Origin of the sequence: Clostridium saudiense (genome assembly GCF_000577815.1) — a bacterium.
Lineage (GTDB): Bacteria > Bacillota > Clostridia > Clostridiales > Clostridiaceae > Clostridium > Clostridium saudiense.
Genome location: NZ_CBYM010000012.1, coordinates 62,304 through 80,449, shown reverse-complemented (window position 1 = coordinate 80,449; position 18,146 = coordinate 62,304). Strand labels below are relative to the sequence as shown.

General features: G+C 27.5%; 18 protein-coding genes. 15 read left to right on the top strand and 3 right to left on the bottom strand.

Going from position 1 to position 18,146, the window contains the following annotated elements; genetic code table 11:
- The first annotated feature begins 3 nt into the window (after positions 1-3).
- From TY07_RS08115 to TY07_RS08105, 3 genes are read left to right on the top strand one after another with little or no spacing between them, the layout of a single operon-like run.
- Entirely contained in the window at positions 4-1,308 is a 1,305-nt protein-coding gene (locus TY07_RS08115) for an efflux RND transporter periplasmic adaptor subunit (protein ID WP_042397886.1), read from the top strand.
- Positions 1,305-2,531 (top strand): ABC transporter permease, encoded by a 1,227-nt coding sequence (locus tag TY07_RS08110; RefSeq protein WP_042397884.1) that lies wholly within the window; start codon positions 1,305-1,307, stop codon positions 2,529-2,531. The genes TY07_RS08115 and TY07_RS08110 overlap by 4 nt, the downstream gene beginning before the upstream one ends.
- Before the next feature lie 53 nt (positions 2,532-2,584).
- Positions 2,585-2,833: a DUF1653 domain-containing protein gene (locus TY07_RS08105; RefSeq protein WP_042397880.1), complete on the top strand. Its 249-nt coding sequence runs from the start codon at positions 2,585-2,587 to the stop codon at positions 2,831-2,833.
- A 267-nt stretch (positions 2,834-3,100) separates the two neighbouring features.
- On the opposite strand, the gene TY07_RS08100 is transcribed toward TY07_RS08105, so the two are convergent.
- Together TY07_RS08100 and TY07_RS18040 are read right to left on the bottom strand one after the other, a co-directional pair.
- Positions 3,101-5,326, bottom strand: coding sequence for a CotH kinase family protein (locus TY07_RS08100; protein ID WP_042397877.1), 2,226 nt, complete (start codon positions 5,324-5,326; stop codon positions 3,101-3,103).
- Between the two features lie 19 nt (positions 5,327-5,345).
- Positions 5,346-5,711, bottom strand: a complete 366-nt coding sequence (locus tag TY07_RS18040; RefSeq protein WP_154820649.1) for a VTC domain-containing protein — start codon at positions 5,709-5,711, stop codon at positions 5,346-5,348.
- A gap of 190 nt (positions 5,712-5,901) precedes the next feature.
- On the opposite strand from TY07_RS18040, the gene TY07_RS08090 reads away from it, so the two are divergent.
- The 11 genes from TY07_RS08090 (at position 5,902) to TY07_RS08040 (ending at position 16,997) form a co-directional block, all read left to right on the top strand.
- Entirely contained in the window at positions 5,902-6,576 is a 675-nt protein-coding gene (locus tag TY07_RS08090) for a response regulator transcription factor (RefSeq protein WP_042397875.1), read from the top strand.
- Positions 6,577-7,830, top strand: coding sequence for a sensor histidine kinase (locus tag TY07_RS08085; protein WP_042397872.1), 1,254 nt, complete (start codon positions 6,577-6,579; stop codon positions 7,828-7,830).
- A 226-nt stretch (positions 7,831-8,056) separates the two neighbouring features.
- Positions 8,057-8,566: a DedA family protein gene (locus TY07_RS08080; RefSeq protein WP_042397869.1), complete on the top strand. Its 510-nt coding sequence runs from the start codon at positions 8,057-8,059 to the stop codon at positions 8,564-8,566.
- Positions 8,567-8,793: 227 nt separating this feature from the next.
- A complete protein-coding gene (locus tag TY07_RS08075; RefSeq protein ID WP_154820657.1) occupies positions 8,794-9,498 on the top strand; it encodes a response regulator transcription factor in 705 nt (234 codons plus the stop codon).
- Entirely contained in the window at positions 9,473-11,725 is a 2,253-nt protein-coding gene (locus TY07_RS08070; protein WP_042397863.1) for a sensor histidine kinase, read from the top strand. Before TY07_RS08075 ends, TY07_RS08070 begins: the two co-directional genes overlap by 26 nt.
- A 205-nt stretch (positions 11,726-11,930) precedes the next feature.
- The gene (locus TY07_RS08065; protein ID WP_042397860.1) at positions 11,931-13,115 is read left to right on the top strand and encodes a cation:proton antiporter; all 1,185 of its coding nucleotides are present in this window, start codon (positions 11,931-11,933) and stop codon (positions 13,113-13,115) included.
- Between the two features lie 183 nt (positions 13,116-13,298).
- Complete coding sequence (gene hcp / locus TY07_RS08060; RefSeq protein WP_042397857.1) at positions 13,299-14,972, top strand: hydroxylamine reductase; 1,674 nt, start codon at positions 13,299-13,301, stop codon at positions 14,970-14,972.
- A 193-nt stretch (positions 14,973-15,165) separates the two neighbouring features.
- Complete coding sequence (locus TY07_RS08055; protein WP_042397854.1) at positions 15,166-15,711, top strand: hemerythrin domain-containing protein; 546 nt, start codon at positions 15,166-15,168, stop codon at positions 15,709-15,711.
- Between the two features lie 16 nt (positions 15,712-15,727).
- Positions 15,728-15,913 carry a DUF1858 domain-containing protein gene (locus tag TY07_RS08050; protein ID WP_042397851.1) on the top strand — a complete coding sequence of 62 codons (186 nt, stop codon included), beginning with the start codon at positions 15,728-15,730 and terminating at the stop codon, positions 15,911-15,913.
- A 148-nt stretch (positions 15,914-16,061) separates the two neighbouring features.
- The gene (locus TY07_RS08045) at positions 16,062-16,253 is read left to right on the top strand and encodes a ferredoxin (RefSeq protein WP_042397849.1); all 192 of its coding nucleotides are present in this window, start codon (positions 16,062-16,064) and stop codon (positions 16,251-16,253) included.
- Between the two features lie 129 nt (positions 16,254-16,382).
- Complete coding sequence (locus TY07_RS08040; RefSeq protein WP_042397846.1) at positions 16,383-16,997, top strand: DUF488 domain-containing protein; 615 nt, start codon at positions 16,383-16,385, stop codon at positions 16,995-16,997.
- A gap of 59 nt (positions 16,998-17,056) precedes the next feature.
- Here the strand turns inward: TY07_RS08040 and TY07_RS08035 are convergent, their stop codons facing one another.
- Positions 17,057-17,497: a globin domain-containing protein gene (locus TY07_RS08035; protein ID WP_042397844.1), complete on the bottom strand. Its 441-nt coding sequence runs from the start codon at positions 17,495-17,497 to the stop codon at positions 17,057-17,059.
- 151 nt (positions 17,498-17,648) lie between these two features.
- On the opposite strand from TY07_RS08035, the gene TY07_RS08030 reads away from it, so the two are divergent.
- A complete protein-coding gene (locus TY07_RS08030; RefSeq protein WP_042397842.1) occupies positions 17,649-18,044 on the top strand; it encodes an RrF2 family transcriptional regulator in 396 nt (131 codons plus the stop codon).
- Positions 18,045-18,146 lie beyond the last annotated feature (102 nt).

Genomic DNA, 18,146 nt, shown 5'->3' with positions numbered 1-18,146 from the left:
TTTATGAGTAAAAATGAAAAGATTAAAAAGATTATAAATTTTAAATATATAAAAAAAGGAAAAGATACTTTGCAAAAAAAAGCAGTAAAAGCTTTATTTGCTTTTTTGGTATTGATGATAGGATGCACTATGTTATCTAGAGCTGCAGATTCTATGACTATACCAAGAATTAAAGTTGATACTCCTAAGTCAAAAACAATAGTAGATGAAGTTAAGGCTAAAGGAGTAGTAGCTAAAAATAGAGAAGAAAAGATTTCAGTCGTTGAGGGACTTAAGATTGATTATGTAAATATAAGTGTTGGGTCAAGTATTAAGGTTGGAGATACTTTAGTTGAACTTGATAAGGATGATTTACAAGCTAAAGTTGATGAAATTAAAAAGAATATTGAACAAGAACAAAAGACTTTATCACGTGCAACGGAAGATTACAACAAGGCTATAAACACTAAAAAGAAGGCTGTACAAACTGCTTTAAATGAAATGAATACAGCAAAGCAAGCATTAGATAATTATAATAATTTAAGTGAAGAAGAAAAAGATTCAATGATGGAGGAAAGTTTAAAGGCTGACTATGAATCAAAGAAAGAACTATATAATTCAGCAGTGGCAGATTCTAATGATACTGTTGATTTAGATAGGTCACTTCAAGATACAAAAGATTCTCTTAAAATTGAAGAATATAATAAGGAACTTGCAAAACTTCAGCCTTTACTAGATGCTAGTGGAAAGATTGTTTCTGAAAAAGAAGGAATAGTTACTAGTGTTGTAGCTGAAAATGGAGGAGTTACTACTGATACTATAGCATCAATTGCAGATAAGAACGAGGGATATAAATTTGTTGGAGAAATTGATAAAAGTAATAGAACATTAGTAAAACAAGGACAAACAGTTGCTTTAAATTTGGGCTCATCAGGAATTATTGAAAATTTAACTATTGATTCTATTTCAAAAAATGATGATAATCCAGATACCTTAAAAGTTACAGTTGTTTTACCAGTTGGAATAGGCGAAATTGATGAAAGTGGAGAAATAATAGTTTCAAGTAAATCAAAAAAATATGGTACATGTGTTCCGTTAGCAGCATTAAGACAAGGTGATGGGGATAGTTATTATATTTTAGTTGTTACTGAAAAGGAAACTGTACTTGGTGAAGAATTAACTGCCAAGAAGGTTGATGTTAAAGTTGAAAAGAGAGACGGAGAATATGCAGCAGTATCTGATGGATCATTAGGAAGAAATGATAAAATAATAATTGATAGTAATAAAACAGTAGAAGATGGCGATAGAGTTCGCCTGGAGACTGAATGATAAGGTACTTAAAGCACATAGTTAGAATAATTCTTATGTTTGCTTTAATTATGTGCTGGGGAATATCTTTAGGTTATGCAAATAATATAGAAAGTAACAATAAAACTTTAAACTTTTATTTTGAAAATGATAAGTATAATTTAGAATTAGTCAATAGTATAAAAGAATCAGAAAAGGAATTAGCTGTAGTAGGATGGGCAGAAGAATCATTACAATCTGCCACTAACCTAGATTTAGGGAAAAGTGCAAGTGAATTAAATGTGTTAGCTATAAAAGGTTCATCTAATTTATTAGTTAAGGGATCTAATTTATTTGCTGATGATTTGGAAGGTTGTTTAATAGATAATGATACATCTTATAAGCTATTTGGAAGTAGTAACTGTATAGGTAGAGAAATTGTTTATAATGATAGAACATTAGTTGTAAGAGGAATTTTAAAGGGGTCTAAATCAAATATGATTATTCAGATTCCAGATGATTCGATGAAAGCGTTAGATGGTTTAACAATAGATGGTACTGATTTTACTTTAAATAAAATAGAAGATTTCAAAATGAGATTTGGAATTTCAGAGTTAGCTATTAATGGTAATGTATATTATATGTTAGCTAAGTTTATATCAATGATATTTCCAATAATTGCTTTAGTATTAATTTTAATTAAAGTAATAAGTAGCTTATTTAAATCAAGAAATAAACCAGTTTTAGTAGGTATATATATTATTATGGCACTGACTTTTGTATTTATATTTTTTAAAGTTACAAATATTAAAATTTCAATTCCATTGGATATGATACCAAATAAGTGGTCTGACTTTGATTTTTGGAGTAAGATGGGAAAAGAATATAAGGAAAAGATTGAATATGTGCTTTATATGAAAAAGTATGGAGTTGATATTTATAATATAGAAAACTTATTAAAATCAGCATTATATTCAATTTTTACAATTATATTATTTGTGATTAATTTAAGGGTTATAAAAATTAATGATATAAAACAATTAATTATTAATAATGGAGTTTTAGTTGTTAGTTCATTTGTAGCTGTTTTAATTATTTGGGCCAAATATAAATTTGATGTAAATGTGGCTATGATATGGCTTATATATCCATTGTATCTTTGCGGAGATTATTTTATTAAGGTTCATGGAAAGTATTTAATTTACGAAGATGAAGTAAATACTGAAATAAAAAATAGTGATATAATAGAGGAAGCAGTTTGTTAATAGCAGACTGTTTCTTTTAATTTTAATAAAAGTTTACTTACGGAGGAAAAAATATGAGAGATATATCTAATTTAAAAGGAAAAATATTTAGACATTTTAAAGGCGATTTATATTTAGTTGAGGATTTTGTGAAACATTCAGAAACTCAAGAAACTATGGTTTTATATAGAGCATTATATGGAGAGTGTGGGCTTTTTGTAAGACCTTACGATATGTTTGTTGAAGAGGTTCCAGAAGGAAAAGTTAATCCAACAGGACAAAAATACAGATTTCAAGAATACGAAGTTAAGAGCGTTAAATAGTTTACACATAAAATAACGAAAAAATAAAATATTATCTTTCCGGGAATCAGTGAAATCTCGCTTTGAATTTATATAATTGATTTCAGATAATTTGCTAAAGATTATAAACTTGCCTATCGGCTTCAAACATATAATCTTCTTAACGCAAATTATCTTCCATCAATTATTAAATTCTATGGCTCAATTTTAATATTCCCTTCAATATAATATTTCAATTTTTCTGTATTAATGTAGTAAACTAAATTATTTTCTTCGTTACTATAACTATTAACTAATGTATTTTCTTTTCTTGAAGAATGATACAAAAACTAATGCTATTACTAATAATACAATTGATGAAAGAGTGATTATTAAATTAGTATTATCAGTAGATATATTACCTGGCCCCATTGCTAAATTATTATTTTTTATATCATGCATACCGTTATTATCTTGATTAGGTATTTGAATAGATGAAAGTTGTGTTATTTCTTCATTAGTCAAACCTAAATTTAATAATTCGGTTTTAATTGAATCTGTAATACTACCATCTTCGGAACTTTGAATAATTTGCATTGCTTGCATCATAATTGAAGGATCTAAATCCGAAGTATTACTACTAATATTTCCTGGGAAATTACTTGTAGTATTACTATTAGGTATATTCATATTACTTTCAGTTGTATTATCTGATTGTGGAGTAGAACTATCAGCATTGGGAGGAGTAGTATCAGATGAACCTCTCATATTATTCATTTCACCTTTTTCATTTCCGCCACCTTGTTGTCCCATAGCACTTAAATCTACTGTAGTTTCTATAGTCCCAGTATTTGTTGAAGGTTGAGAACCATCAAGTTGAGCTGCAATACTAGTTGCTCTATCATAACCAAAGTTAATTAAGTTAGATAGTGAAGCTTTATATTCATCGTAAGTATAAAATGCAGTAGCATCATTTTGAATATAGCTACTTATTAATGAATCAGTTTTAGTTATTAGTGTTTCTAAAGTGCCGTTATTAACGAAGTTTTCAACTATTTCATTTAAATAGTGATGGTAAATATCTTTATATTCATCAACTTCTAAAAGTTTACCTATTAGAGGGCTTTCTTCTAAGCTATCAGAAACAGGTGAATCAATTGGAAAATTAATTGCATTTGAAGCTGAACCAGCTTGGAATCCTGCAAATGATAAGTTATAATCCCAAGGTAAAATACTTACTATACCATCATTTTCATATAAGTAGTAATTATGATTCATATTAGAAACATAACTATCTAAATTAACTAAGAATGTATTTGCAGCAAAGTATTTAAGCACTTCATCAACATCTAAGTATGACTCTATATCATCAAGGCTATCAAGATGTTCGATCATATCTAATATTTTAGTATAATCATCGCTATCTGTAGTTTTGAAAATAGCATTGTCAAAAATAGCAGAGTAGTTTGAAATATCATCTCCATTCCATACAAGGTTAGCACCATTAGAATTTCTACCAATTCCACCACCAATACCATTAGGTATTTGAGGTTGATTTGTAGAGTCATTAGTGGATTGCTTATTCATATCAGGAGGTGTCTGCATTTGTCCGCTAGAATCTCCATTGTTCATATCAGGAGGTGTCTGCATTTCTCTAGAAGGATTTCCATTATTCATATCAGGAGGTGCCTGCATTTCTCCAGTAGAATTTCCAGTGTTCATATCAGGAGGCATCTGCATTTGTCCGCTAGAATCTCCATTATTCATATTAGATTGATTTTGCATATCTATAGAATTATCTATTGTAGTTTTGTTATTATTTTCTGATGTTGTATTTTCTGAAGGAGAAAAATTATTATTATCCATAATTTTATTTTCATTATTGTCTTTATCACCCATAGCTACGTTATCACTTTCGGGCTTATATAAATTACCATCAATAGAGCCATAATTTCTTTCAATAAATTCTTCTTCAATAGGCTCAACAGCAAGATATAACCCCCATTCCTCACCATTAACTGTTATATGAGCATATGAGCAGGCTAGGGTTGGTATGCCTAATGAATCAAGTAGTTTATAAGATAAATACTCCTTCATAGAAGTTGTATCAGACATATTGTTATTTAATACTAACTTGCTAAGTCCATCTAAGGTTTGACCATCAACATATTTATCAAGTTTAATTTTAAAACTATATCTTTCGGTCGAATCATCAGTAACAAGTTGAGATAGACTAGAATTTCCTTTAGGTCTGATGGCTACATTATTATAGGTAGTTCCATTAACAGTTATATTAGCAGCGGTATATTCTTCGGAAGCAGCATTATCTAACATTTCTTGCCAAGAATCTTCATCCATTTCAATATTTATTTCTATTACAGAATCATCATTAAAGATTGTAGTAATATAATCTGGTTGTTCTATTGAAGTAGATGAAGTGCTGCTTTTGGGTAATAGCATAATAAGTGATGAGAAACAAAGAGCTATTACCATAAATAAAGCAACAATTATATTAAAATGTTTATTTGAAATCATTTTTTCACCACCTATTAGCTTAGCTCATATATTCGCCATTATAGCTAACTAAAACAACGTTATTTACTCCTGAAATATGGCTTAATTCATTTACAAATTGTGTAGACATTTCTTTTAATCTAATTTCTATAGTTAATTCAATTCCTGAATTTGCAGAAACAGTTTTAGATTTAACTACATGTTTTTTTACTGAGTTATTTATAAATTTAATAGCATCATTTTCACTTTTATCATTAAAATTATCAAAATAAAGGCTTCTAATATGATATGTTCCAGAGGAACTAGCATTTATGTCTAATGAAGCAATATATTTAATTCTATTTTTAATAGCTAGATAGTCAGCTGTATTAATAAAATATTTCAATTCGTGTCTAGGTTTACTCATAAAAAAATCACCTCCATTTTATAGTAAAGTTTTTTGGTTGGCTTTATAATTTGGTTAAATTTAGGTTAGCTTACAAGTTTTATAGTAGTAGCATAACCTTAAAATAGTCTTAAAAATTAACTAAAAATTATGTTTGTGTGGTAGACTTTTAGTAAAGAATTATAAAGGGAATATAAGGAGAGAAAAATTAATGAGATTATTACTTGTTGAAGATGAAATACAGCTTTCAGAAGCTCTTAATCAAATATTAATTAAAAATAAATATGTAGTTGATGCAGTATATAATGGTGAAGATGGATTAGATTATGGATTAACAGATATATATGATGTAATAGTATTAGATATTATGCTTCCTAAACTTAATGGATTAGAAGTACTTAAAAGGTTAAGAAAAGGTAATATAAAAACACCAGTTATTTTATTAACTGCAAAAGGAGAAATTGAAGATAGAGTAAAGGGATTGGATAGTGGAGCAGATGATTATCTAGCTAAACCATTTGCAACGGAGGAATTATTAGCAAGGCTAAGAGCACTTACTAGAAGACAGGGAGAAATTATAAATGATAATATTTTAGAAGTTGGAGATATTAAATTAAATATTTCAAGTTATGAATTAGAAGGACCTTGTAATAGTATAAAGCTTTCACTAAAAGAATTTGAAATAATAAGATGTTTTATGCAAAGACCAAAGACGATTGTTACAAAGGATGAGCTTATAAGTAAGATATGGGGATATGACTCAGATGCAGAATATAACAATATAGAAGTATATATTTCATTTCTAAGAAAGAAACTTAATTATGTTAACTCAAATACTGGTATCACAACTGTAAGAGGTGTCGGATATAAGTTGGAGGAAAATTAAATGTTCAAAAAACTGAAAAGTAAATTTATATTTATGAATATGGTTCTTTTAACTACTGTTTTTGTAGGTATATTTGGGACAATATATGTATCTACCGCTTATAGTTTAAATAATGATATGAAAATGCAACTTTGGAATAATATAATGTCACCACAACAGCAGCAAAAGCCTTCACCAAAAGATAATAAGATGGATATGTCAATAAAAATAGATTTAGATACAAAAAATGAAATTGTTAATGTTACTTCTAGGTTAAATACTGACGATTTAGATATTCATGCAATGGTTGAAAAGGTTGTTAATAACTCTAAAAAGATGGATAGTATTAAGATTGATGGAGAAAGCTATGCTTATTTAAAAGAGAGTATTAGTAGTGGAACCATAATAGTACTAATAAGTAAGTCATTCCAGCAAGATGTACTAGGAAATTTATTAAAAATATTTCTTGGAGTAGGATCATTAAGTTTAATTGTATTATTTATAATAAGTATTTATTTTACTAATAAAGCTATTAAGCCATTAGAAGAGACTTTTATAAAGCAAAAGCAATTTATAGCAGATGCATCTCATGAACTTAGGACACCACTAACTATTATTAAAACTAATGTATCTATATTAAAGGAAAATAAGCAACAAACTATAGAAAGTCAAGGAAAATGGGTTAATTATATTGATTCTCAAGCAAGTAGAATGTCTACTTTGATTAATGAAATGTTATCATTAGCTAACCTTGATGCTAATAAGAAAAAGGGTGAAGTAACTAAGTTTGAATTAAGTAAGATTTTAAGCGATGCTTTACTAGTTTTTGAAGTAGTAATTTTTGAAAAAGGATTAGTTTTAGAAGAGAATATAAATGATAATATATTTATTAATGGTGAAAAGGATCAAATTAAAAAGCTCATAAGTATATTAATGGATAACGCAATTAAATATACAAATAAAAATGGAAAAATTATGGTGTCTCTTAATATAGAAAAGAATAAGGCTCGATTAGAAGTTAAAAATACTGGTGAAGGTATAGAAAAAGAGCATTTAGAAAAGATTTTTGAAAGGTTTTATAGGGTTGATAATTCTAGAGATAGAGGAACAGGTGGATATGGCTTGGGACTTTCTATAGCTAAAGCTATAGTTGAAGAGCATAAAGGAAAAATATATGCTGAAAGTGTTGTTAGAGAATACACATCATTTATTGTGGAGTTACCAGTATATTTTGAAAAACAAAAATTAATCAATGATCTAAAAATAGGTAATTAATATTATTTATAAAAATGGATTTTCGATTATATAATATTATAAGTTTTAACTTGAATAAGAAGTTATTACATTATTAATGTAATGACTTCTTATTTTATATATTTTATTATGAAAGAAGTTAAATTCTTAAGAATTTCTTTAGATTATTATAATTATCTTCTTTATTTTTAAATAGTATTATAAAATTAATATAATGGTTAAAGGATAAAATTGGAGGAATTAACAGATGGATGTGAATAGTATATTGGATTATTTAGCTCAGTATGGAGTAATATTTATATTTGTAATTGTATTTTTAGAGTATTTAAATTTACCAGGGCTTCCTGCAGGAATAATAATGCCATTAGCTGGTTTATGGATATCAAGAGGAAATATGAATTTTCCATTTGTTTTATTTCTTTCAGTTATTGCAGGAGTAATAGGAAGCTGGTGTTTATATTTCTTAGGGTTTTACGGTGGAAACTTTCTTTTAAAAAAATATACTAATAAATTTCCAAAACAGAAGGATTACATAGATGAAAAGTTAAAGTATTTAAAGGATAAAGGCCATATGGGGGTATTTATAAGTAGATTAATACCGGTAGCAAGAACAATTATAGCTATTCCAGCTGGTGTACTGAAAATGGATTTCTTAAAATATACTATATATTCAGCATGTGGGATATTTATATGGAATGGAGTATTTATTTCTGCTGGTTATATTTTGGGTGAGGGGATTTTTAAGTATATTGGATAATTAAGTGGATTTGATAGAGGTTATAAATTTATAGCCTCTATTATTTCGTGCATTATAATAAAATATAATAGGTAAGCTAAATTTATATGAGGAAAGTGTTTAAACTTAGTTAAGGAATTCTTTAGAAATATATATAGTTATTATTTAGTTTTAAAAAGTACTATTTAATTATAGTAAATGAACGTTCATAAAAAATTTGAAAAGTGGGGTAAATAGAAATGAATAATTTGAGCTCATACAATATTTTAGTAGTGGAAGATGAAAATGATATAGCAATTGCAATAGAAGCATACTTAAATAATCAAGGATATAATGTATTTATAGCTAATAATGGTATAGAGGGATTAGAATTATTAAAAAAAGAAACTATTCACTTAGCAATAGTTGATGTAATGATGCCTAAAATGGATGGTATAACTTTTGTTATGAGGCTTAGAGAAAATAATGATTTTCCTGTAATAATGCTATCTGCAAAATCTGAAGAGGTTGATAAGATAATGGGACTTAATATAGGAGCTGATGATTATGTGACTAAGCCTTTTAGACCACTTGAATTGTTAGCAAGAGTTAATTCTCAATTAAGAAGATATTCAAGGTTTTTAAATATGGTAAAAGAACCAGAAGTTAAAGATAATATTTATGTTGTTGGAGGATTAGAATTAAACTTTGATACAAAAGAGGTTACTGTTGATGAAAAACCTGTAAAGCTAACTCCAATTGAGTTTAAGATATTAGCTTTGCTTATAAAAAATCCAGGAAGAGTATTTGCTGCGGATGAAATATATGAAAGGGTATGGAATGAACAAGCAATAAATACAGATACAATAATGGTACATGTAAGAAAGATAAGAGAAAAAATTGAAATTAATCCGAAAAATCCGAAATATTTGAAGGTGGTGTGGGGAGTTGGATATAAAATTGAAAAGCAGTAATGATAATAAAGAATTTAATGACTCTAGAAACAATATTAATGGAATAAAAAAATCAAACTACAAGGGAAAAGTGGTTATAGCAACTTTATTAGTTATAGCAATTATAGCAACAGCAGCATTGGGAATGTGTGCAGCATATCCATTAATAGAAGAAAATGCAAAGAACGTTTCATATAACAATTATTTTGAGGAATATGCCTTTTCAGAAAATTTAGCAGGTGCTTTATATTGTTCATATTATAATTCTTTAAATGAAAAAGCTGGAGGAACATTAGATCCAGCATCAACATTATTAAATATACCCCAAAATATATATGATAATGATGAAGATTATGAAGAAAGTGAATTTATAAATGGGTTTAATTCTAATTTTAATAATTGGAATCGTATATTAGATAATCAGCTCGCAAATTTGAAGTATTATTCTTATGATAAAACTAATAATATAACAAAAACAAATATAAATTATGAAGTTGGTATTATAGAAAATAATATAGATTTGTCATCAATAAAGAAAGATGAATATCAATTTTATGTAGCTATTAATTTTGATGAAAATGGTAATCTAACAATTAATGATATTAAGGGGGCTAATATTCAAAATTTTGAATACTATTTGAACAGTGCTTTAAGTGATTTTTTAAGTGATAATTACTACGATAGTGGTTATTATAATGCTACTATGAATCCGATTAAAAATATGGAATTTGTTTATGCAGTGCCTAATAATTTGGTGTTTAATGATTCAATATCATGGGGAATCAGAAATGCAGAGGCATATGGATATGAACTTGTAGGAGGAGTGGCAGTAATGATAATTGCTACATTAGTAGCGATAGCTGCATTAATATTCCCTATTAAGAGAGCAAATGAAATGCCTTTATTTAAATGGATATCAAAAATACCATTTGAAATTTGGATAGTTATAGTATCACTTACAGTAGCACTTTTCATTGTATCTTCTAGCTATATGATTCATCCTGCATTAAATGGACAATTAGAACATTTTGTTGGATTTAATGTTGATTGGTTTACTGCATCAGAAAAAGTTATATGGGTATTAAACTTTATTAATTGGTTTATAGGATTTGCAATTGTATTCTTTGCTGTATTAATAATAAAGTATATATTTAATTTAGGAATTAAAGAGTACTTTAAGAGAAGAACAATATTTGGAATAATATTAATGTTCTTTGTTACAATTATCAAAAAAACATTAGATGAAGTTACAAAAGTAGATTTAAGAGAAAAAAATAATAAATTAATAATAAAATTATTATTAATAAATGCACTTATATTACTAATAATAACTTCAATTTGGTTTTTTGGAATTCCTGTAGTCATACTGTATTCAATTGTTTTATTTTTCGTAATAAGAAAATATGTAGATAAAATAAGCGAAAAATATAGTAAGTTAAGAGAAGCTACAAGTAAAATTGCACAAGGAAAATTAGATGTTAATATAGAAGAAGACTTAGGACTTTTTGAACCTTTTAAAGAGGATTTAAAAGAGATTCAGAAGGGATTTAAAAAAGCTGTAGATGAAGAAGTTAAGAGTCAAAAGATGAAAACAGACTTGATATCAAATGTGTCGCATGATTTAAAGACTCCTTTAACAGCTATAATAACTTATGCAGATCTATTGAAGGGTGAAAATTTATCGGAAGAAAAGCGTAAACAGTATGTTGATACATTAGATAGAAAAGCTCAAAGACTTCAAGTTTTAATAGAAGATTTATTTGAAATGAGTAAGGCAACGAGTGGAAATATAACTTTAAATATAGAAAATATAGATGTTGTAGCTTTAATGAAGCAAACATTACTTGAATTAGAAGATAAGCTTGAAGAAGCAAAATTATCTGTTAGAAAGAATATGCCAGAAGGTAAGGTAATATTACCGTTAGATAGTCAACGTACATTTAGAGTGTTTGAAAACTTAGTAATTAATATGACTAAGTATGCTATGCCTAATTCAAGAGTGTTTATAGATATTTTTGAAAATGAAAATGATGTTCAAATTGTAATGAAAAACATGGCTGCAGAAGAAATAACATTTAATGTAGATACGATAGCAGAAAGGTTTGTACGTGGTGATGAATCGAGAAATACAGAAGGTTCAGGATTAGGTCTTGCAATAGCAAAGAGTTTTGTTGAACTTCAAAATGGAAAGTTTAATATAAGTGTAGATGGAGATTTATTTAAAGTTACTATTATTTTTGAAAAATAAAGTAATAAACTAGAGTGAAAAATCATATATCATAAGATAAAGGGAGTATAGTTAAGTGTAATTTACTATACTCCCTTTATAGTTGTATAAATAAAATGTTTTTTGAAATTATACATATAAAATATTATTAATATGTATAAATTTAAAATAATATAAATATATTACTTCATAAGGAATAAAAACATTTACTAGTGGGGTGGGGTTAATGTCATACAAATATTTATTAGATATTGCATTAATTTTATTAAGTACGAAATTATTAGGATTAATAACAAGAAAATTTAATTTACCACAAGTTGTCGGTGCATTGCTTGCGGGAGTTATACTAGGACCATCAGTGTTAAATGTTTTAAAAGAAACTGATTTTATAAGTATGCTAGCAGAGCTTGGAGTGATTGTATTAATGTTTACTGCAGGTTTAGAAAGTGATATAAGTCAGTTAAAAAGTGTAGGCAAATCAGCATTTATTGTTGCTAGCATGGGGGTGTTAATACCACTAATTGGAGGTACAGCTGTTGCATACATTTTTAATGATGGAAGTTTAACAACTGTTAGTGCCTTTTTACAAAATGTATTTATAGGAGCTATATTAACTGCAACTTCTGTTAGTATAACTGTTGAGGCACTTAGAGAATTAGGTAAAATGAGCGAAAAATCGGCAAGCGTAATTTTAGGTGCTGCAATTATAGATGATATTTTAGGAATTTTAGTTTTAACAGTAATAACAAGTATGGCTGATCAATCTATAAATATTGGAGTAGTATTATTAAAAATTATAGGATTTTTAGTTTTTACACTTGTTATTGGTTATTTGGTATATGTGTTTTTTGGAAAGTGGATAGAAAAATATGATGTAGATAAAAGAAGGTTTGTTATTGGGGCATTTGTTATTTGTTTATTAATGGCATTTATAGCTGAAGAGTTCTTTGGAGTAGCTGATATTACAGGTGCATTTGCCGCAGGATTAGTATTATCAAGAAACAGAGAAACTGCATATATTTCAAGAAGATTTGATATAATTTCATATATGCTATTATCACCTATCTTCTTTGCAAGTATAGGAATAAATATGAAAATACCTAAAATGAGTTTTGAAATTATAATAATGACAATAGTACTAGTAGTAGTTGCAATGCTAACTAAAGTAATAGGATGTGGGATTGGAGCAAAAATTTGTAGATTTAATAAAAGTGAAGCTATACAAATTGGAACTGGTATGATGGCTAGGGGAGAGGTAGCACTTATAATAGCTAACAAAGGAATGAAAATGGGAATTATGAATACTTATTTTTTACCTGCTGTTATAATAATGGTAATAGTATGTGCAATAATCACACCTATTTTATTAAAGAAAGCATATGAACTTAAAGGAATAAATGAAAGTGTATAATTATTATATTTAGTAAGAAGTAATGTTCAAAATAAACTAAAAATAAATATTAATACAATTAAAGTAGTTGAATTAGGAATTATATATTAATTTCTATTTAGCTACTTTTTTATTTTAATTATAATTTTTACATTTTAGTGGAATTATATAAGTGAAATTATAGAAAATGTAGGAGGAAGATTAATGGAAAATAATATGGCAATGGAATATCCAATGTTTTGTTATCAATGTGAACAAACAGCTGGTGGTAAAGGGTGTACTAAAATGGGGGTATGTGGTAAGACACCAGAAGTTGCAGCACTTCAAGATTTACTTATATATCAAATAAAAGGTATAAGTTGTTACGCAAAAGAAATAGTTGAAAAAGGGGAGAATGTAGATAAGAATATTGTAATATTTATTGAAAATTCATTATTTACAACTTTAACAAACGTAAATTTTGATGCAGATGTACATGTTGAAATGCTTAAAGAGTCTCAAAAAATAAAAGAAAAATTAAGAAAACAAGTAGGAAAAATTAAAAATGATACAGATCATGCTACGTATAACTTAAGTGAAACAAAGGCTGATATGTTAAAAGATGCAAAAAAAGCTGGAATAATGTATGATCAAAATCTTGATCCAGATATACGTTCACTAAGACAAACAATAGTTTATGGATTGAAAGGTATAAGTGCATATGGTCATCAAGCAAGGGAACTTGGATATTATGATGATCAAGTTGATAATTTTTATGTAAGAGCATTAGAAGCAACCACTGATGATAGTTTATCAGTAGAAGAATTAATAAGATGGACCATGAGAACTGGTGATATGAGTGTTGCAGTAATGAAAAAGCTAGATGAGGCTAATACTACAGTTTATGAAAATCCAACACCACATAAAGTAAATGTTCATATTAAAAAAGGACCATTTATTATAGTATCTGGTCATGATTTAAAAGACCTTGAAATGTTGTTAGAACAAACCGAGGGAAAGGGAATAAATATATATACTCATGGAGAAATGATACCTAGTCATGGATATCCTGGACTAAAGAAATACCCTCATCTTGTAGGAAATTTTGGTGGTGCTTGGCAAGATCAACAAAAAGAATTTGATAATATTCCAGGATGCATTTTAATGACAACTAATTGTCTTATGAGACCAAGGGAAACTTATAAAGATAGAATATTTACAACTAGTGTTGTTGGATGGGATGGAGTAAAGCATATAGGTAAAGATAAGGATGGTAAAAAGGACTTTACTGAAATAATAAATAAAGCTTTAGAACTTGGAGGATATGATAAAGATCAAGAACCACATGAAATATTAGTTGGGTTTGGCCATCATGCAACTTTAAGTAATGCAGAAACTATAGTTAATGCCGTTAAAGAAGGGAAGATAAGACACTTTTTCTTAATTGGAGGATGTGACGGGGCTAGACCAGGCAGAAATTATTATACTGAATTTGCAAAGATGGTGCCAGATGATTGTATAATACTTACTTTAGCTTGTGGTAAATATAGATTTAATAAATTGGAGTTTGGAGAAGTGGCAGGGCTTCCAAGACTTTTAGATGTAGGGCAATGTAATGATGCGTATTCTGCAGTTAGAATTGCAACAGCACTTGCAGATGCTTTTGGAACTGACGTTAATGGTTTACCATTGTCATTAATTATTTCTTGGTATGAACAAAAGGCTGTAGCTGATTTGTTAGCATTATTATCACTTGGAATTAAAGGAATATTCTTAGGACCTACACTTCCAGCATTTTTAAGTCCAAATGTTCTTCAATATTTAGTTGATACTTTTGATTTAAGGAGTATAAGTACACCTGAAGATGATTTAAAGACTTGTTTGAAACAAGAAATATAATAGTGAAATAGCATAAAGGTATTTAAATGATAGATAATTATTTAAGTACCTTTATTAGATAAATAAGATAATATATGAAATTAAATTATTTTTTGGAAATGTAACGTTTGTTACGAAATAAAATAGCAATTTACTGTATAGTAATAATATAAGTTAAAGCAATATTGAGAAAGATATAAAGGGAGTACAGTGAATGAAGGCTATAGAAATAATGAATGAAGAACATAAGTATATTCTTAGGATGTTACAAGTAATAAGAAAATGTTGTTTTAAAATATTAAATAACGAAGAAATTATATATGAGGATTTTTATAAGATAATAGATTTCATTAGAAATTATGCTGATAATCATCATCACAAAAAGGAAGAAAAAATACTTTTTATTAAAATGGTAGAAGAGTTAGGAGAGCCTGCAAAGAAAGCAGTTAATCAAGGGATGCTTGTAGAACATGATTTAGGAAGATTACATGTGAGAGAGTTAGTAGCTGCATTAGAAAAAGTAAAAGCTGGAGAGGAAGAGGCAAAGCTAGATGTTATAGCAAATGCAATTTCATATACACATTTATTAATACGTCACATAGATAAAGAAGATAGGGTAATTTATAAGTTCGCAGAGAGAAACTTAAATGATGAAGTAATAAAGCTTATAGATGATGAATGTGAAAATTATGAAATTAATAATGAAGAGATAAAGAACAAATATATATCAATTTTAGAAGAGTTAGAAAAAAGATATTAATTGGAGGTATAACGAAATGATAAATAAAGATAATACAATTGGTGAAATATTAGAAATTAATCCAAAGGCAGCTGATATTTTAAGTGGATTTGGAATGGGATGTTTAGGATGTCCATCGGCAACAATGGAGACTTTAGAGCAGGCTTGTTATATTCATGGATTAGATTTAAATGAAGTAATGAATAAATTAAATGAAAAATAATGTATAGAGATGAAATATAGCTATAAATATAGTGGATATAATTGCCATTGCATTTATAGCTATTTTTTAGACTAAAAATTACAGGTAAGGGAAACCTATAAAAGTATTAAATAAAAGATATTTTATATAGAAAGGAAAGTGTTATTTTATGAAAGCTTGGGTAAATGAAGATACTTGTATTGGATGCGAAGTATGTGTTTCAGTCTGTTCAGATGTATTTAGTATGAACGATAATGGAAAATCAGTTGCTATAACAGGAGATATTCCAAGTGATTTACAAGACGATGCAATAGAAGCAAGAGATGCTTGTCCAGTTTCTGCTATTGATATTGATGAATAAGATGATAAAATAATACCATTGAAAAATACTTAAATGATAATAATATATCATTTAAGTATTTTTTTTATAATTACAAAGAATATTAGTTAAAAATAAGATAGATATAAAATATAGAGGAAGGATGAGCATATGGAAATATATACTATAGGACATTCGAATTATACAGTAGAAAGGCTTATTGATATGTTAAGGCACTATAATATTAATTGTGTTGTTGATATTAGAGGTACACCTTATTCTAAGTATAATATTCAATTTGATAAGGATACTATTAAGTATACATTAACTAAGGCTGGATTTGTTTATATTTATATGGGAGAGGAATTAGCAGCTAAAAGAGTAAGAAAGGTTTCATATAATAGTGAAGGTTATTCAGATTTTAAAGAAGTAATAAATGAAGAGGAGTTTATAAGAGGAATTGAAAGGTTAAAGACAGGATATAGTAAGGGATATAAAATAGCATTATTAGGGGCAATGCAAGATCCAATAAGATGTCATAGAAGTATATTAGTTGGTAGATATTTGAGAGATAATAATATTAATGTAAAACATATATTGGATGATTATTCTATCGCAAGTCAAGAAGAGATAGAGGAAATGCTTTTAAATAAGTATTTTAGCAATAGAAATCAATTAACAATAGATGATTTAATAGGAAATAGTTTAAGTAATGAAGAAATGATTGAAGAAGGCTATGAGCTGGCCAATAAGGAAATTGGATATAGAATTGAAAATTTAAAATAATAAATTTAATAATCCCATCAGTAATAATTATTACTGATGGGATTATTATAAGTTAAGCTTTAGTTTTTTCTTGAATCATAAACTTCTTTTTCTACATCAATGAAAATTTTAGCAATAACTTCATAGGCATTGCCCCAAGCTTCAAGGACTTCATCAGTTGCTGCATCTCCTAAAACTTCTTTAATAGAAATTAAAAGATTTGAACCAACTATTGGATAATGTCCTTCAGTAACTTGACGATCACAATGCACTTCAGCAATTCTTTTAACTACTGGTAAAATTGCTGGTAGATTATCTATATTTTGAGCAGCAGCTAAAATAGTCATCGCTAATGCTTTAGGTTGTTCACCAGAAGATTGTTTATCCATATTGAATAATGGTTTTACTTCGGGATTGTTTTTAAACATATTCTTATAGAAAGTTGTTGTTATTTCTAATCCATGCTCCTTTAAAACAGGTACTGTGCTTTTTATTATATCTATAGTTTTTTGATCTAACATATTTATCTCTCCTTTAAAATCATTATCTATTAATAATTATTATTCATGTCTGTGATATTAATATACCATATAAAAATTAAATGTGCAAATAAAATGCACATTTAAATTTGTGGTATAATTATCTTACCTTATATAAGAGGAGGAATTGTTTATGCAATTATCAAAGTTTACAGATTATGCATTTAGAGCATTAATATATTTAGCTAAAAACTCTGAGGAAAATGCAACAGTAGATATATTGGCAGAAAGATTAGAAATATCTTCACATCATTTAAAAAAAGTAATAAATAAATTAGCAAAGACAGAATATATAATATCTTCAAAAGGAAGAAATGGTGGATTAAAATTGGGAATGGATCCAGCTGAAATTAATTTAGGTAAGGTATTATTATTAACAGAAGAAAATTTAAGTTTAGTGGAATGTATGGGTGAATCAGGAACATGCCCACTATTAAGCAAAGAGTGTAAACTTAAGGGTATTATCTGCAAGTCATTAAATGTATTTGTAAATGAAATGGCTCAATATACGTTAAAGGATATAATGTAATAGATAATATATTGCAACAAAGTATTATATAAATATAATTATTTATAAACATATTGATAATACTAAATATTGATTAGTATTGTACAAAGTAAATAGGTTCAT

What these genes read in the sequence shown, in the direction of transcription:
- TY07_RS08065 (WP_042397860.1), top strand. Translation starts at nt 11,931, where the DNA reads ATGTCATACAAATATTTATTAGATATTGCATTAATTTTATTAAGTACG.
- TY07_RS08055 (WP_042397854.1), top strand. Translation starts at nt 15,166, where the DNA reads ATGAAGGCTATAGAAATAATGAATGAAGAACATAAGTATATTCTTAGG.
- TY07_RS08105 (WP_042397880.1), top strand. Translation starts at nt 2,585, where the DNA reads ATGAGAGATATATCTAATTTAAAAGGAAAAATATTTAGACATTTTAAA.
- TY07_RS08090 (WP_042397875.1), top strand. Translation starts at nt 5,902, where the DNA reads ATGAGATTATTACTTGTTGAAGATGAAATACAGCTTTCAGAAGCTCTT.
- TY07_RS18040 (WP_154820649.1), bottom strand. Translation starts at nt 5,711, where the DNA reads ATGAGTAAACCTAGACACGAATTGAAATATTTTATTAATACAGCTGAC.
- TY07_RS08035 (WP_042397844.1), bottom strand. Translation starts at nt 17,497, where the DNA reads ATGTTAGATCAAAAAACTATAGATATAATAAAAAGCACAGTACCTGTT.
- TY07_RS08080 (WP_042397869.1), top strand. Translation starts at nt 8,057, where the DNA reads ATGGATGTGAATAGTATATTGGATTATTTAGCTCAGTATGGAGTAATA.
- TY07_RS08100 (WP_042397877.1), bottom strand. Translation starts at nt 5,326, where the DNA reads ATGATTTCAAATAAACATTTTAATATAATTGTTGCTTTATTTATGGTA.
- TY07_RS08115 (WP_042397886.1), top strand. Translation starts at nt 4, where the DNA reads ATGAGTAAAAATGAAAAGATTAAAAAGATTATAAATTTTAAATATATA.
- TY07_RS08085 (WP_042397872.1), top strand. Translation starts at nt 6,577, where the DNA reads ATGTTCAAAAAACTGAAAAGTAAATTTATATTTATGAATATGGTTCTT.
- TY07_RS08040 (WP_042397846.1), top strand. Translation starts at nt 16,383, where the DNA reads ATGGAAATATATACTATAGGACATTCGAATTATACAGTAGAAAGGCTT.
- TY07_RS08030 (WP_042397842.1), top strand. Translation starts at nt 17,649, where the DNA reads ATGCAATTATCAAAGTTTACAGATTATGCATTTAGAGCATTAATATAT.
- TY07_RS08110 (WP_042397884.1), top strand. Translation starts at nt 1,305, where the DNA reads ATGATAAGGTACTTAAAGCACATAGTTAGAATAATTCTTATGTTTGCT.
- hcp (WP_042397857.1), top strand. Translation starts at nt 13,299, where the DNA reads ATGGAAAATAATATGGCAATGGAATATCCAATGTTTTGTTATCAATGT.
- TY07_RS08045 (WP_042397849.1), top strand. Translation starts at nt 16,062, where the DNA reads ATGAAAGCTTGGGTAAATGAAGATACTTGTATTGGATGCGAAGTATGT.
- TY07_RS08050 (WP_042397851.1), top strand. Translation starts at nt 15,728, where the DNA reads ATGATAAATAAAGATAATACAATTGGTGAAATATTAGAAATTAATCCA.